The organism is Pseudomonas sp. P108 (assembly GCF_032613195.1).
Lineage (GTDB): Bacteria > Pseudomonadota > Gammaproteobacteria > Pseudomonadales > Pseudomonadaceae > Aquipseudomonas.
On the sequence record NZ_CP126691.1, the window covers coordinates 2,706,348 to 2,721,861 of the forward strand.

Genomic DNA, 15,514 nt, shown 5'->3' on the forward strand with positions numbered 1-15,514 from the left:
TTTTTTAATGCCGAATTTTCAGCGTTTGAGAAACGCTAGCAAATCCTCATTCAATGCCTGCGCATGCGTCACCGCAAAGCCATGTGGCGCCCCGGCGTAAACCTTCAACTCGGCGCCTTTGATTTGTGCAGCAGCCTGTTTGCCGGTGGTTTCGAACGGCACGATCTGGTCGCCGTCGCCATGGATCACCAACGTCGGCACGTCGATTTTCGCCATGTCCGGACGGAAGTCGGTTTCCGAGAACGCGGTGACGCAATCCACGGTGCCTTTGAGCGACGCCAGCAGGGCGACGTTCAGCGTTTGCGTGAGCACGCCGTCGGAGACTTTCTGGCCCTGGTTGGTGCCGTAGAACGGCGCGGCGAAATCAGCGATGAACTGCGCACGATCTTGCAGCAAACCAGCCTTGATGCCATCGAACACGGCGGTATCGACGCCCTGTGGGAAGTCGGCTTTCTTGCCGAACAGCGGCGTCACCGCGCCCAACAACACCAGGCCGGCAACGCGCTCGCTGCCATGCCGGGCGATGTAGCGGCTGACGTCGCCACCACCCATCGAGAAGCCCACCAGTGTCACGTCGCGCAGGTCCAGGTGGTTGATCAGTTGCGCGATGTCGTCGGCGAAGGTGTCGTAGTCGTAACCGGTCCACGGCTGATCGGAACGGCCGAAACCACGGCGGTCGAAGGCGATGGTGCGGTAACCACGGCTGCTCAGGTATTCCATCTGGTATTCCCACATGTCGGCATCCAGCGGCCAGCCGTGGCTGAACAGCACGGGTTTACCGCTGCCCCAATCCTTGAAGTAAATCTCGGTGCCGTCTTGCGTGGTGAAAGTGCTCATGGAAACTCCTGCTTCAGGGTTCGCGATAGTGCCGAAATGGCGGTATTCACTATCAGCGCAAAGCGATCTGGCTACTTGTATGCAGGTGCTGGTTTTACGCCGGCACAGTCGTGGATCTGCTGCAGAGTTGTATGATGCAACCCAAAGCCACACGTTCGGCCACTGAAAGGGAGTACGTTTACGTGAAACGCAAAAGCCTGCAGGGCAATGCCTGCCCGGTCGCCCGGACGCTGGACCTGATCGGCGACTGGTGGTCGTTGTTGATCATTCGTGATGCGCTGGATGGCATCTGTCGCTTCAATGATTTTCAGAAGAGTCTGGATATCGCCAAGAACATGCTCAGCGCGCGCCTCAAGGGGCTGGTGGAGCAGGGGATTCTGCAGGCGATGCCAGCTGCCGACGGCGGCGCCTATAAGGAGTATGTGCTGACTGAGCGCGGCAAAGCCCTGCAGACCGTGATCGTCGCGCTGTCGCAGTGGGGCGGCGAGTTCATGTACGCGCCGGGTGAGCCGGGGTCGGTGATGGTTGATGCAAAGGATCGTCAGCCGATTCGCAAGCTGGAATTGATCTCGGCCGATGGTCGGTCGCTGGCTCCGGAGGACGTTGCGACGCGACTGGGTGTTGAGCACTGACCAACAAAGGTTTGACGCCAAAATGATGGCCAACTAGTATCGCGCCACTATTTTGATGTCATTCTTGGCGCCCGTCCTTAATCGAGAAACTTCGTCCGTGAATAAACACGCATTACTGCCTCTGGCTGTGATTTTTACGCTGGCAGGCTGCCATTCCAATGTTCGGGATTCTTCTCCAAGCCTGCTGAAAGATGGTGTTCAACTAGGCCAGAACAAAGTGGCAACGGATGACCAGCACGCCAAGGTCATCATGAAAGCCTCCGGTGGCACCCATCCGGTGGAGTTTTCCATCCGGCGCGCGGATGATCCTGACCGTCGAATGGAGGTCCTTGGCACCGTCGTCGATTCAGGTCGGGGCCATGTTTTCGGCTGGATCGCCAAACTCAATGAAGTGGCGAACAGCGCCACGGTCAAGCGCTTCCCGCAAGTGGAGGCACAAGCGGATGCCGACAAGCCCTTTGAAGTTTCGGGGTATTCGAACAGCCGGGTTACGGGAGGTATTTATACCTGCGGGCCGCTGACCACTGTTTTCACTCCCGAGCGTGGCAAGGTCTACCAGGTGGAGTTCCAGTTCAGCGGTGAGCATTGTGAACAGCACGTTTATGACGTTACTCAGCCCCGGCAGCGCACGCTCGTAAAGAGTTGAGTCGGCACGCACAGCGCACTGAATTTATCGAAAAAAAGGAAACACCCTGTGAAACGGAATCTCTCCCTGGCACTTATTATTCTGGCCGCGACATTGTCTGGCTGCGCCACTAATAAGCCGGTCGTTGACCCATCGCTGGTCGGTTCATGGAAAGGTCAGCGCGACGAAAACGGCAAATGCCAGTTCATGTCCTGGAAAAACCAGTTCAACGCCGACGGTACTTTCTCCATCACCTTTTTCCGCGACGCCAAGCAGACACAGAAGGTGCAAACCGAGCATGGCACCTGGACAGCTACCAATGGCAAAAGTGTGCTGAGAACCAATGGCGTCGCCGCACCTGATGTTTACACCTACAAGCTTACTGATGCTGACACGGTGCATTACGTCAATGTGGAGAAAGGCCCTTCGGCGGATTGCCAGGAAGATTATGCTTTTGATGAGCACCGTATTCGCGGGTAAGCCAGTCAGAAGCATTGCGGGGCTGCAACGGTCCCGTTTGTTCAATCCTTGATACAAACCCGACAAAAGGTCGAAACGATTGTTTGACGTCAAAATGATGGCCATCTAATATCGCGCCACTATTTTGATGTCACTTTCGTCTCGAGGGATCGAACATGTCCTCACCCGCCCTCGTGGCGAGGTTGTGCGTAGCTTTGCTGTGCCTGTCTCCACTTCAGATTGCCGTCGCCGCTCCTACCCCCGGTGACACTGACCTTATCCGTGACCGCCAGAACCGCCTGCTCGAAGAGCAGCAGCGGCGCCTCGAAGAACTCAAGGACCTGCCCGGCAAGGACGCCAAGCCTGCGCAACCGGCAGCCCCCACCGATACCCGCTGTTTCCCGATCAAAGACATCGAACTCAAAGGGGCCGACAGTCTTTCCGAGCGCGACAAGACTCGTCTGCTCAAACCCTATATCGGTGAATGCCTCGGTGTGCCGCAGCTCAACGAGCTGCTCAAAGTCATCACCGATCACTACATCGAGAAAGGCCTGGTCACCAGCCGCGCCTACCTGCCGCAGCAGGATCTGTCCTCCGGGCATCTGCAAGTGCTGGTGGTCGAAGGCAAACTTGAAGGCATGAAAGGCGCGGAAAACAGCCAGCTCTCGGAGCGCGAACTGGCCATGGCCTTTCCCGGCAAAACCGGTGACCTGGTCAATCTGCGCGAGATCGAGCAGATGGTCGATCAGCTCAATCGTCTGCCATCCAATCAGGCAAAAATGGAGCTGGCGCCCGGCCAGAACGTCGGTGGCAGTGCAGTGCTGGTCAACAACACCCCGCAGAAGCCATGGCGAGTCGGGCTGTCACGCAACAACGACGGCCAGCGCAGCACCGGTGAGCAACAGTGGGGCACCACGTTTGACTGGGACAGCCCGCTTGGCCTGGCCGATCAGTTGAGCCTGCGCGGTGGTCACGATGCGATGACTGACCATCAGCACACCTCGCGTAACGCCATGCTCAATTACAGTTTGCCGTGGGGCTGGTGGACGTTCAGCTACACCTATAGCCAGAGCGAATACCGCTCGCAAATCGCCGCCAACCTCTACAACTTCAAACAGACCGGCGACAGCGAAAACCATCAGTTGCGCGCCGAGCGGGTGATCCACCGCGATGCCGTCAGCAAAACCTCGCTCAGCGCTGGCCTGTCGTACCTGCGCACCAATAACTTCATCGAAGACAGCAAGCTCAAACTGAGCAGCAACCGCATCAGCGAAGCGCAGTTCGGCTTCAACCACGGTCGCCGCGTCGGCAGTGCTTTCGTCAACTTTGACGCCGGCATGCAAGAGGGCATTGGCGCCTTCGACGCTCAAGGCAGCCATGATCCGGGACCGGGTGAGCCGAATGCGCGCTATCGCAAATACACCGCCACCCTGAGCTACCTGCAGCCGTTCAAACTGTGGGGCGAGTCCTTCAGCTTCAGCAGCCTGATGACCGGCCAGCGCAGTGAAGACGTGCTGTTCAGCCCGCAACGCACCAGCCTTGGCGGCTCGTCGTCGATTCGTGGTTATAAGGACCAGTCGCTGTCCGGTGACAGCGGTGGTTACTGGCGCAATGACCTGCGCTGGAGTCGTCCGGTGACTGTCGAGTGGCTGCAACCGGTGTTCTCCGAATACGGCACTAGCCTCGGTTACGACCAGGGTGTGATCCAGAACGGTCGCTATAACGGCGATCAGCACGGGCGCATGTCGAGCAATTCGCTGGACCTGTTTGCCCGTGGTCAGCACGTCGCCGCCAGCGTGACCTTTGCCCATTCCCTGGAACGCCCGGACGCGCTGACCGAGCGTGAAGCACCGATCTATTTCCGTCTGGATTTCTTCCTCTAATACCGCCCGCCCCGAGATTCTGAAATGGACATCCTTCAACCGGCCTTTCTGGCCGGTCAGCCTGCTGCTGCCGAAAAAAACCGCGAACACTTCCTCGGCATGCCCAAGCGCGGGCTGGCGTTTCTCTTGGCGAACGTCATGTTCTGGCAACCGATGTGGGCGCAGGCCGACGGTATTGTGGTGGCCAATCCGAACACCTCGCTGGATCGCGCCGGCAACGGCGTGCCGATCATCAATATCGCCACGCCCAATGCCAGCGGTCTGTCGCATAACCAGTTCCACGACTACAACGTCGGTGCGCAGGGGCTGATCCTCAACAACGGCTCGACGCAGAATAATCTCACCCAGCTGGGCGGGCATATCATCGATAACCCGAACCTGAAAAACAGCGGTTCGGCGCAGGCGATTCTCAACGAAGTCATCAGCGGTAACCCGAGCCAGTTGCGCGGTTACACCGAAGTGGCGGGGCAGTCAGCACGGGTCATTGTTGCCAACCCTTATGGCATTACCTGCAACGGGTGCGGTTTCATCAACTCGCCGCGCGTGACTCTGACCACCGGTAAACCGGTGCTCGACAACGGTCGGCTGGATCGCTTTCAGGTGGATCAGGGCACGGTGGCCATCGACGGCGCGGGCCTTAACGCGACCAATGTCGACCGCTTCGAAATCATCACCCGCAGCGCGAAGATCAACGCCGAGATTCAGGCGCAGAACCTGACGATTGTGGCCGGTCGTAACGACGTCAACGCACAAACTCTCAATGTCACCGCCCGCGCCGATGACGGTAGCGCCAAACCGCAACTGGCTATCGACTCATCTGCATTGGGCGGCATGTACGCCGGGGCGATCAAACTGGTCGGCACCGAGGCCGGGGTCGGGGTGAAACTCGACGGCAAACTGATTGCCAGCGGCGGCGACATCCAGCTCGACGCCAACGGCCAGTTGAGCCTCGCAGAAACCTCGGCCACTGGCGCCGTCAACGTCAAGGCTGCCAGCCTCGATACCCAAAGCGCGATCTATGCAGGCACCGCGCTCAATGTGCAGACTCAAGGCAACCTGACCAACCGCCAGACCCTCGCGGCCCGCGACAGCATCAGCCTCAGCGCCGGCGGGCAATTGACCAACGCCGGCACCATCGAAGCGGGCGTCAACGCCGACGGCAGCCGCAATGCCAGCGGCGATCTGAGCCTGACCGCTCAGCATCTGGACAACACCGGCAAGAGCTTGCTCGCCAGCCGTAATCTGACGGTCAACGCCGCCACCCTGAACAACCAGAACGGTACGCTCAGTGCAAAAAACATCGCCCTCACCGGCGGGTCTCTGGACAACCGCAGCGGTCAGATTCTTGGCGATCTGGGCCTGAACATCGATCTCAGCGCGGCGCTGGACAACCGTGATGGCGTGCTCGGTTCCGGGCGGGCGGTAGACCTCAAAGCCGCCAGTGTCGATAACCGCGATGCCGGCTCGGTGGTCAGCGATGGTGGTCTGACGCTGCGCGTCAGTGGCTTGCTCGACAATCGCAACAAGGGCGAGATTACCGCCAAAGGCGCGACGAGCCTGACCAGCCAAAGGCTGGACAACAGCGGCGGCAATTTCAGCAGTCTCAATGGCTTGGTGATTACGCTTGATGATGCGCTGACCAATGCTGGCGGCGTCATCAGCAGTGAAGGCACGCTGACCCTCAACGCCGGGCGTATCGATAACAGCACCGGCAACCTGAGCAGTGCTGGCAAGCTCACGATCACCAGCGCGGGAGCATTGCTGAATCGGGCAGGTTCGATCAGCACCGATAGCCTATTGGCCGTCAACAGTGCAAGCCTGGACAACAGTCAAAAAGGCCTGATCATCGGTAAACAAGACAGCCGGGTCGATACCGGTCTGTTCGACAACAGCAATGGTCAACTCCTCGGGCAACAAGGTTTGACGTTGCGCGTAGCGCAAGCTTTGAACAACGTCAAAGGGGTGATTTCCGGCGCGTCCGTGGACAGCCACAGCGCCAGCTTCGACAACCATGATGGTCTGATCAGTAGTCGCGGTGTGTTGCTGCTGACCACCGACAAAACGCTGGATAACCAGCAGGGTACGGTGATTGCCGACGGCCAGCTCACGCTCGCGGCCGGTGTTCTGGACAACCGGGTCGGTAACATCGCCGGCAAGTCGGACGTCAGCGTGCAGGCACAGAACCTCAACAACCAGAAAGGCAAGTTGATCGCCACCGGCGTGTTCAAACTCAACGCCGATCAACTTGATAACCGTCAAAACGGTCTGTTGGGCTCGACCAAAGCCATGACCTTGACCGTTGGTGAACTGGACAACCGTGGCGGCGAAATCAGCACCAACAGCGATCTGCTGCTCACCGGTAAAAAACTCGACAACAGCGATGGCGGCAAGCTGTTTTCCGGCAAGGCGCTGAAGCTGACCATCGATGAAGTAATCAACCGCAACAAAGGCCTGATCGATGCGGGCACGCTCTTGAATGTGCAAGCGCGTACTCTGGCCAACAACGGCGGTGAATTGCGCAGTCAGCAAACCATGCTCCTGACCGCCGCCGACGCCTTTGATAACACCCAGGGCAAGGTCAGCAGTGAAGCGACGTTGACGGTCGACGCCGCGCAGATGAGCAACGCTCAAGGCAGTCTTTCCAGTGCCACTGATTTGAAACTGGTCAGCCGTGGCGGCGTGGATAACCAGGGCGGCAAGGTTGTCACCGATGGTGCACTCCTCATTGAAAGCGCCAGCCTCGACAACCGCCAGCAGGGCACGCTCAGTGGTAAAGGTGCCGTCACCGTTACCACCGGCGCCTTCGATAACAGCAACGGCCTGCTCAGCAGCGCCGATACACTGAACCTCGTCGCCGCTCAGGTCACCAATGCTGGTGACGGCATTATCGGCAGTCAAGGTGCTTTGACGGCTTCGGTTACAGGACTCGATCAACAGGGCGGCAAGCTGTTCAGCAACACGCGTCTTAGCCTGGATTTGAATCACGGTCAGTTGAACAACGGCGGTTTGATCAACGCCCCTGGCGCACTGCTGCTCAAACAACTCAACGGCGTCAACAACCAAGGCGGGACGATTTCCAGCGCTGAAGCTTTCACGCTGACCGCGCAAAGCCTGGATAACGGCAACGGCAATCTCTTGAGCAATCAGGGCCTGACCCTGCGCATTGCCGCAGCACTGGATAACGTCAAGGGCATGATTGGCGCCGCTTCCATTGATGTCCGCGCGGGAAGCGTGAACAACGGCGGTGGTGGCCTGATCAGTCGTGGCGATCTGGACATCACCGTCGACGGCCAACTGCGTAACGACGCCAAAGGCCTGATCAGCGCTGCAGAAGCACTGCGCATCGACAGTGCCGAGCTCAACAACCGTGACGGTGGCTTGATCAATAGCAAAGGCAATCTGACGCTGAAGGCGACGGGGCTCGACTCCAGCAATGGCGGCGAAGTCTCCGCCAACGGTGACGTTGACCTGACACTGACCTCGTTGACCCAGAACGGTGGGCGACTGCTGAGTGACCAATCGATCACCGTGGATCTGGCCAACGGCGACCTCGACAACCAAAACGGTCTGCTCACCGCCAAAGGCCCGCTGACCCTCAAGCGCCTGCGCGATCTGAGTAACCAGAACGGCGAAGTCTCCAGCAACCTCGGTTTTGACCTCATCGCCCGGGCGGCAAACAACAGCGCCGGCAAAATCATCAGCGGTGAAAAACTGTTGGTACGCGGCACCGAACTGATCAACCAGAAAGGCCTGCTGTCCGGCTGGCAAGGGCTCACTGTCAACGGCAACAGCCTGGACAACCGCGACAGCGGCACGATGTCCAGCAAGTACGCCGATGTCAGCGTGGATTTGACGGGCGCGCTTCTCAACAGTGGCGCGGGTGCTGTGGTCGCTCAGGGCAATCTGAGTATCAACGCTGGCAGCGTTGATAACAGCAACAAAGGTAATTTCAGCAGTGGGGCTGGGCAGACCCTGACGTTGGCCGGTGCGCTTAATAACAATCAGGGCGGCCTGATTGCCAGTGGCGCAGCGCTGGATATCGTCAGCACGGCATTCAGCAATATCGGCGGTGTGATCAATGCACAGCAGCTCTTCAATGCCACGGCATCGAGCCTCGACAATCGTGGCGGACAGATCGCCAGTAACGATGCGATCACCCTCAACCTGAGCGGTGACCTGAACAACAATGCCGGTAAACTCGCTGCTGCCGGTCCGCTGTTGATCAAGGGCGTAACTGATCTGCACAATCAGAACGGCCAGCTCGCCAGCCAGAAAACCCTGGAACTGCGTACCGGCTCGCTGGATAACAGCAACAAGGGCACGCTCGCCGCCAACGACCACTTGCTGATCACCGCGACGGGCGCCGTCAGCAACCATGCCGACGGCCTCATCTACAGCAAGAATGCCGATGTGCAACTGCACGCGGCCAGGCTGCTCAACGGCAAAGGTTCGATCCAGAGCGACAGCGGTCTGACCCTGGAAATCAGCGGCGACTTCGACAACCAGAGCGGCAAAGTCATCGCCCAGAACGGTGATGTGCTGATCAAGGCTGCCAACATTGATAACCGTGGCGGTACGCTCGCCAGCATCAAAGGTGCACTGGAAGCGCGCACGGTTGGTGTTCTGCGCAATGGTTTCGACCTGAACAACAATCGTCAGGGCGGCATCATTCAGGCACAGAGCCTGACGCTGACGGCATTGGCGGGCCTCAACAACAACGGCGGGCGGATCTCGGCGCAAGCGGCAGACAGCAGCATCACCACGGCGGCGCTGGATAACGGCGCTGGTGTGCTTTATGCGAAAGGGCTGCTGGGTGTTACCGGCGCGAGTCTCGATAACAGTGGCGGACAGATCGCCGCCGAGCGTATCGACTTCGGCCTCAGCGGTGCGCTGCGCAATGGCGCGGGCGTCATCGAAAGCAACAGCCAACTGAGTGTCAAAGCCAGCGCGGTTGATAACCAGAACGGTCGCCTGCGCTCGCTGGGTACCACCGGCAACACCGTGTTTCAGCTCGGCGGCTTGCTCGACAACCGTAATGGCGTACTGGAAACCGCCAACACTGACATGACCCTGGCGGTCGGTAGCTTCCTCAACGGCGGCGGGCAGCTCAACCATGTTGGGCGCGGCAAGTTCGATATCTCCACAGCCAATGTGCTTGGCGCTGGTGGCAGCATCGTCACCGGTGGGCTGCTGGAACTCAATGCCGATACCTGGAACAACACCGGCGCAATTCAGGCCGGTCGCCTGAACGTTAACGTGCGCGAGTTCAGCCAGAGCGCCAGCGGCAAGCTGCTGGCTTCGGAGTCTCTACAGGCCCGTGGCGGCAATTGGACCAACCACGGTTTGATCGCCAGTGACGGCATTATCGACATGCAGCTGTCGGGCAGTTACGGCGGCAGCGGCCGCTTGACCAGCCAGCGAGGGACCGAACTGTCTGTCGCGCAGATGAACATCGGTGCAGGCGGCAGTTTTGCCGCCGGTGCGACGTCGACCATTCGTGTCAGCGGGCAACTGATCAACTCGGGCCGCATCACGTCCAGTGAAGACCTGACCGTCAACGCTGGCAGCGTTGCCAACTACGGCAGTCTGGGGGCGGCGCAGAACCTGACCATCAACACGCCTTCATTGCTCAACGATCGCGGACTGATTTTCAGCGGCAATGACATGACGCTCGGCGTCAGTACATTGACCAACCAGAACGGTGATTTCTACAGCCTGGGCAATGTAGTCATCGGCGGATATGGCGGTGCGGCGCGGGCTGCCGGGGTCTACAACATTTCCGGCTCGATGGAGAGCGTGGGCGGGTTCACGCTCAATGCCGATGTGTTCGAGAACCGAACTGAAGGCTCGGCGGCTTCGTCTGAGCGCAAGCTGATATCGGGGTATATCGCGGCCAGTTGTGGCGACTGCGTCGGCAGCACTTTCAGCAACTTCCTCACGGCTCGTGAGATTTATGAAAGTGTCGACACTGACGCCAGCGCCTCTGCCGTGCTCAACGTCGGCAAGGATTTTGTATTTCAGGGTGGCACGTTTCTCAACAGTAAAAGCACGGTGGCGGCCAGTGGCAACATCGATATCAACGCTACGAGTCTGAAGAATATCGGCGCAAAAAGCGGGACTATCGAAGTCACCCGCGAGTACGCCTTTGAAATGGGCGCCGGCAGCACGGAAAATTTCATGGCCAACTACGTTGCGCCTTACAACCAGCACAACAACCCCGATTTTCCGTATGTGTATTACCTCGCCCCTGATAGCACGGTGCGCAAAGCCATCGCGAAATCAGGCAGTAAAAGGGAGGGCGGGCGAGACGGGGAGACGTTTCGAGTCGTTATTCTCACAGACAGTGAAACAGGCGAAGTCGTCAGTGATCGCAAGTATGGTCGGGGGCTATCGGGGCTGAAATATGGCTTTGAAACCTCGATGCCATCGCTGTACGACCCCAATAACCTGGTTGCGTTACCGAGCGAACTGGCGCCATACCAGCAAGGCGATGCCATCGAGCTACCCACTGACAGCACCGGCTCCACCGGTACAGTCACCAGTCGCAACGCGGTCATCCAGGCGGGCGGCAAAGTCTCGATCACGGCCACCCGGGAAGTCGAAAACAGCGTTATCCATGAGGACTACAACTCCGCTGGGGGTACTAACAAAATCGCCGACACCAACGTCGGCAAGAGTGGCACTACCGTTGTCCGCATCAACAGCCAATTGCCGCCAGATCTTGCACAGCAGCAAGTCAATCCGCTGAGCTTGCCCGGTTTCTCCCTGCCCACCGGCGAAAACGGTTTGTTCCGTTTGAGCGGGCAGGGCAGTAGCACGGCATCGCCCGGCAACGGCCCCGCGCCAACCTGGACTGTGGGCGGTCAAGCGGTCAGCGCTCAGGACCACATGGTCGCCGCCACCAGTGGCGGTCCGCGCAATCTGTTCATTGACGCGCCGGCTCAGGTCTCCGACAGCACCCGCGCAGTCGATACATTCCGTCGCACGCCGAGTGCTGGCAACGACGCCAAAGACTCGATCGACAACCGCCCGGTGACCCGCGTCACCGGCCTGCCGGACACCAGGGCGTCGTCCAACGCGCACAAATACCTGATCGAAACCAACCCGGTGCTGACCGACCTCAAGTCGTTCATGAGCTCCGACTACCTGCTGGAAAAACTCGGCTATGACCCCGACCAAAGCGCCAAGCGCCTCGGTGACGGTCTCTACGAACAACGCCTGATCCAGCAAGCCGTCACTGCGCGCACCGGTCAGGCCTTCCTCGACGGCCAGACCTCTAACGAGGGCATGTTCAAGTACCTGATGAACAACGCCATCGCCAGCAAGGACGCGCTCAACCTGTCGGTCGGTGTGGGCCTCACGTCGCAGCAAGTCGCGGCACTGACCCACGATATCGTCTGGCTCGAAGAGCATGAAGTGAATGGTGAAAAAGTGCTGGTGCCGGTGGTGTATCTGGCCCAGGCCAACGGCCGTCTCGGCCCGACCGGCGCGTTGATTGCCGGTAACGATGTGACGCTGATTGCCGGGGAAAACCTCGATAACGTCGGCACCTTGAAAGCGACCAATAACCTGTCGGCGACGGCGGGCAAGGATTTGGTCAATAGTGGATCAATCGAGGCGGGTAATCGTCTGGATCTGTTGGCGACCAACAACATCGTCAACAAGGCCGGCGGGATCATTGCCGGACGCGATGTCAGCCTGACCACGCGCACGGGTGATGTGATCAACGAGCGGACCCTTACCTCGTCCGACAACAGCACTCGATATGCCAAGCAACATAATGACTATGCCGATAACGCAGCCCGCATCGAAGCCGCCAATGACCTGACCGTCAAAGCGGCGCAAGACATCAACATCGTTGGCGGCGTCATGCAAAGCGGTCGCGACATGACAATGAACGCCGGTCGCGACGTCAACGTGTCGTCCGTGCAAGTCACCAACAGCGTGTACATGGACGCGAAGCACAACCGCAGCGACATCACTCAGTTGGGTGCCGACATCGATGCCGGGCGTGACTTCAAGGCCGATGCCAAGCGTGACATCGCTGTCATCGCCAGTGAGATTGATGCCAAGCGTGATGTAGCGATGTCAGCGACTGAGAACATGCTGATCAGCTCGGCGGCGGACGAACAACACTCGCTGTCCAAAAGCAAGAAAGTCACCCGTCAGGAAGACCATGTCAGTCAGGTCATGTCCGGCATTACCGCGGGTGGTGACGTGTCGCTGGCGGCAGGGCAAAACCTCGCCGTGGTGTCCAGTCGTGTCACTGCTGGCGATGAAGCCTACCTGGTCGCGGGTGATCGTCTGGATATCCTTGCTGCGCAGGATACCGATTACTCGCTGTATGACATGAAGAAGAAAGGTAGCTTCGGCAAAAAGAAAACCAAGCATGACGAAGTCACTGATGTGAAGAACATCAGCAGCGAAATCACCTCCGGCGGCAGCATGCTGCTCGCCAGTGGCGGCGATCAGCATTATCAGGCGGCCAAGCTGGATAGCGGAAACGACCTAGTTATCAGCAGTGGCGGAGCCGTCACGTTCGAGGGCGTGAAGGACCTGCATCAAGAGAGCCACACAAAAAGCAATACCAGCCTCGCCTGGAACTCGATGTCGGGCAAAGGCAAAACCGACGAGACTTTGCGCCAAAGTCAGCTAATTGCCAAAGGGCAATTGGTGATCAACGCGGTTGATGGCCTGAACATCGACATCAAACAGATCAACCAGAAAACGATCAGCCAGACCATCGATGTAATGGTGAAGGCAGATCCACAACTGGCGTGGCTGAAAGAAGCCGAGAAGCGCGGTGACGTCGACTGGAAACTGATCAAGGAAACCCACGACTCGTTCAAATACAGCAGCTCAAGCCTTGGTCAGGGCGCGATGTTGGCGATCATTATTATCGTCACTGTGCTGACGGCGGGTGCCGCGAGTGCGGCGGTGGGAACTGCCGCCAGCGCTGCGGCGGGATCAGGGACAGCCATGGCAGCTGCGGGCACGGCAACCGCATCGGCAGTTGCCGGTGGTGCTGCAGTCGGCTCAACAGTCGCTGCAGGGTTGGGGAACGTGATGGCCTCTGCGGTATTGACGTCCATGGCCAGCGCCGCCGCCGTTAGTACGATCAATAACAAAGGTAACGTGGGAGCAGCCTTCAAAGACGCCTTCTCTTCTGAGAACCTCAAAGGCTATGTGCTCGCAGGCGTCACCGCGGGCATCGCTGCACAGTTTGGCTTTAACCCTACAGAGTTGACGTTAGATTCGGCCGGTGCCAAGGCAGTGACAACCAAGATTGCAGCGGACACGGTGGCCAAAACGGCAATTATGGGAGGTAGCCTGACGGATAATTTGGTCGACGCTACGGTAGGGGCAGGGATCAGTATTGGCGGGGCCCTTGGGGCCAGCAAGATCGGTGATGTAACTCTGTTTGAAAACGGCAAGTTAACGAAATTCGCGATGCACGCGGCTCTCGGCGGCCTGATGGCTGAGGCCATGGGCGGCGACTTCCGTACGGGGGCTCTAGCTGCGGGGGCAAATGAAGCGGTCGTAGACTTCTTAGCTGAAAAGTTGTTACCGGTAGGTATGGATAGAAATAGCCTCGAGTATCGGCAAGGGATCAGCAAGTTGCTGGCTGCGTCTCAACTAATTGGTGTTTTAACGGCGGCCGTGACGGGGGGGGATGCATCGTCAGCCGCTGCAGTTACGGCCAACGCAACGCAATACAACAACCTCGACCACCCATCTGCTGAAAGGTTACTTGAAGAACTTCAAGGTTGTCGGGTTACCGCCGGCTGTAGTTCAGAAAATATTCGCGAGATTATTGCGCAATACGAAGATTTATCCACCACGCGTTCGATGGCAATCAATGCCTGTGATAGTAGAGCATGTGTAGACTCGATTCAAAAAAGTGCCGTTTCATTAGAAACGCCGGTGGCCAAGGATTTGATGGCGTTTTTGCGTCAGCATGTTTCTTACGATATGGCCGGACTCCTCACCGGGAATCCAGGAAGTATTGCCGTTCCATCGCAAGGGGTCGATGGTTGGGGAGCTTTGTTTACTTCGGACAAACAAATAGCTTTTGCGAAGAACCTAAAGGAAGGTTGGCTGACGCAGAGTGAGTTGGCAGGTGTCGATCAGTGGGTCAAGGAAACCAGTTGGCTTAATCCACAGTCTGGACAACAGCTGTCTCTAGAAGAGCGAGCAACGTTGCTGACTGAGCTCAAGTTCACGCTGGGAATGGCCATCCTAGGTAAAAGCCCGATCAGTGCAGGTAGTGGCGGTCCAACGACTAGCCGTGTAAAAATTGAGCCTGTGTACAAAACTAACGCTGAGGCTCAGCAGGCGGCAAAAAAACTGGGATTTGAAAAAATAAACGAGACAATCCACGGTGGTCAGGCAATATTCAAGAAGGGTAAGTATTATATTACTCGAGACATCGCTGGGCATGTTGGTGGTGCGTGGAAGATGGCAGACTCTGTCAAGTCACTTGGAAGTAAAAAGACTAGGTCAGGGACTTATGACATAAACTTAAATCGTATTGGAGATTGACATGATCGATAAAAAAAATCCCGATTGGATTGGCCGGGGGAAAACTATTAAGCAGCTTATATCGGAGCTCCAATCGTTCGAGAATCAAAATTTGTTAGTTGAGTTGTCAACGGATGATGGCGTGACTACAAAATCGATTAATTTGGTTGTCAAATCTGGAGATGCTTGTGTGTTGATAAGTTGCAGTTCGTAGAGAATAAATGGGGGCGCGTTTAGAGTAATTTGATAAACGCAGTCTGTCCCTGAGGGATCCCCACAAACCTACTCCAGGCTCTGCGCCTGATGATGCACCTCATCACGCAGAGTTTTCTCCAATGTTTCCCAGTCTCCGCTGCCTCCGAACTCTATGCATCTACGCCAATACTCTAGGCCCCGTCGCCACAATCAGAGCACAGGTCTTTCTCTGAGGCCGCTGCTTTGATAGCGCCGTCCCAGATGACTTTCACTCGCCTTAAGGGAGGCCGGGATCTGGTCGATTCCGGGAGTCGTAGTGTCTTGCCGATAGCCAAAAAATAAAACGCCCCGAACACTGTCGG

At 57.8% G+C, this 15,514-nt stretch carries 6 protein-coding genes; 5 read left to right on the forward strand and 1 reads right to left on the reverse strand.

The annotated features are described in order from the left end of the window. Positions 1–18 precede the first annotated feature (18 nt). On the reverse strand, positions 19–837 hold the full coding sequence (locus tag QOM10_RS12000; RefSeq protein ID WP_160039497.1) for an alpha/beta fold hydrolase: 819 nt from the start codon (positions 835–837) through the stop codon (positions 19–21). Between the two features lie 182 nt (positions 838–1,019). Here QOM10_RS12000 and QOM10_RS12005 point away from each other — a divergent pair, with 182 nt between their 5' ends. The 5 genes from QOM10_RS12005 (at position 1,020) to QOM10_RS12025 (ending at position 14,978) form a co-directional block, all read left to right on the forward strand. Continuing rightward, positions 1,020–1,469 carry a winged helix-turn-helix transcriptional regulator gene (locus tag QOM10_RS12005; RefSeq protein ID WP_095125772.1) on the forward strand — a complete coding sequence of 150 codons (450 nt, stop codon included), beginning with the start codon at positions 1,020–1,022 and terminating at the stop codon, positions 1,467–1,469. Positions 1,470–1,566: 97 nt separating this feature from the next. After that, complete coding sequence (locus QOM10_RS12010) at positions 1,567–2,115, forward strand: hypothetical protein (RefSeq protein ID WP_160039499.1); 549 nt, start codon at positions 1,567–1,569, stop codon at positions 2,113–2,115. A 48-nt stretch (positions 2,116–2,163) separates the two neighbouring features. After that, positions 2,164–2,574: a lipocalin family protein gene (locus tag QOM10_RS12015; RefSeq protein WP_095050056.1), complete on the forward strand. Its 411-nt coding sequence runs from the start codon at positions 2,164–2,166 to the stop codon at positions 2,572–2,574. Between the two features lie 155 nt (positions 2,575–2,729). Continuing rightward, complete coding sequence (locus tag QOM10_RS12020) at positions 2,730–4,436, forward strand: ShlB/FhaC/HecB family hemolysin secretion/activation protein (protein ID WP_316918130.1); 1,707 nt, start codon at positions 2,730–2,732, stop codon at positions 4,434–4,436. A 24-nt stretch (positions 4,437–4,460) separates the two neighbouring features. Continuing rightward, on the forward strand, positions 4,461–14,978 hold the full coding sequence (locus QOM10_RS12025; RefSeq protein WP_316918131.1) for a toxin C-terminal domain-containing protein: 10,518 nt from the start codon (positions 4,461–4,463) through the stop codon (positions 14,976–14,978). Positions 14,979–15,514: the final 536 nt, after the last annotated feature.

Bases quoted from the DNA above. Each gene is read 5' to 3' on its own strand.
- QOM10_RS12000 (WP_160039497.1), bottom strand. From the start codon at position 837: ATGAGCACTTTCACCACGCAAGACGGCACCGAGATTTACTTCAAGGAT.
- QOM10_RS12020 (WP_316918130.1), top strand. From the start codon at position 2,730: ATGTCCTCACCCGCCCTCGTGGCGAGGTTGTGCGTAGCTTTGCTGTGC.
- QOM10_RS12025 (WP_316918131.1), top strand. From the start codon at position 4,461: ATGGACATCCTTCAACCGGCCTTTCTGGCCGGTCAGCCTGCTGCTGCC.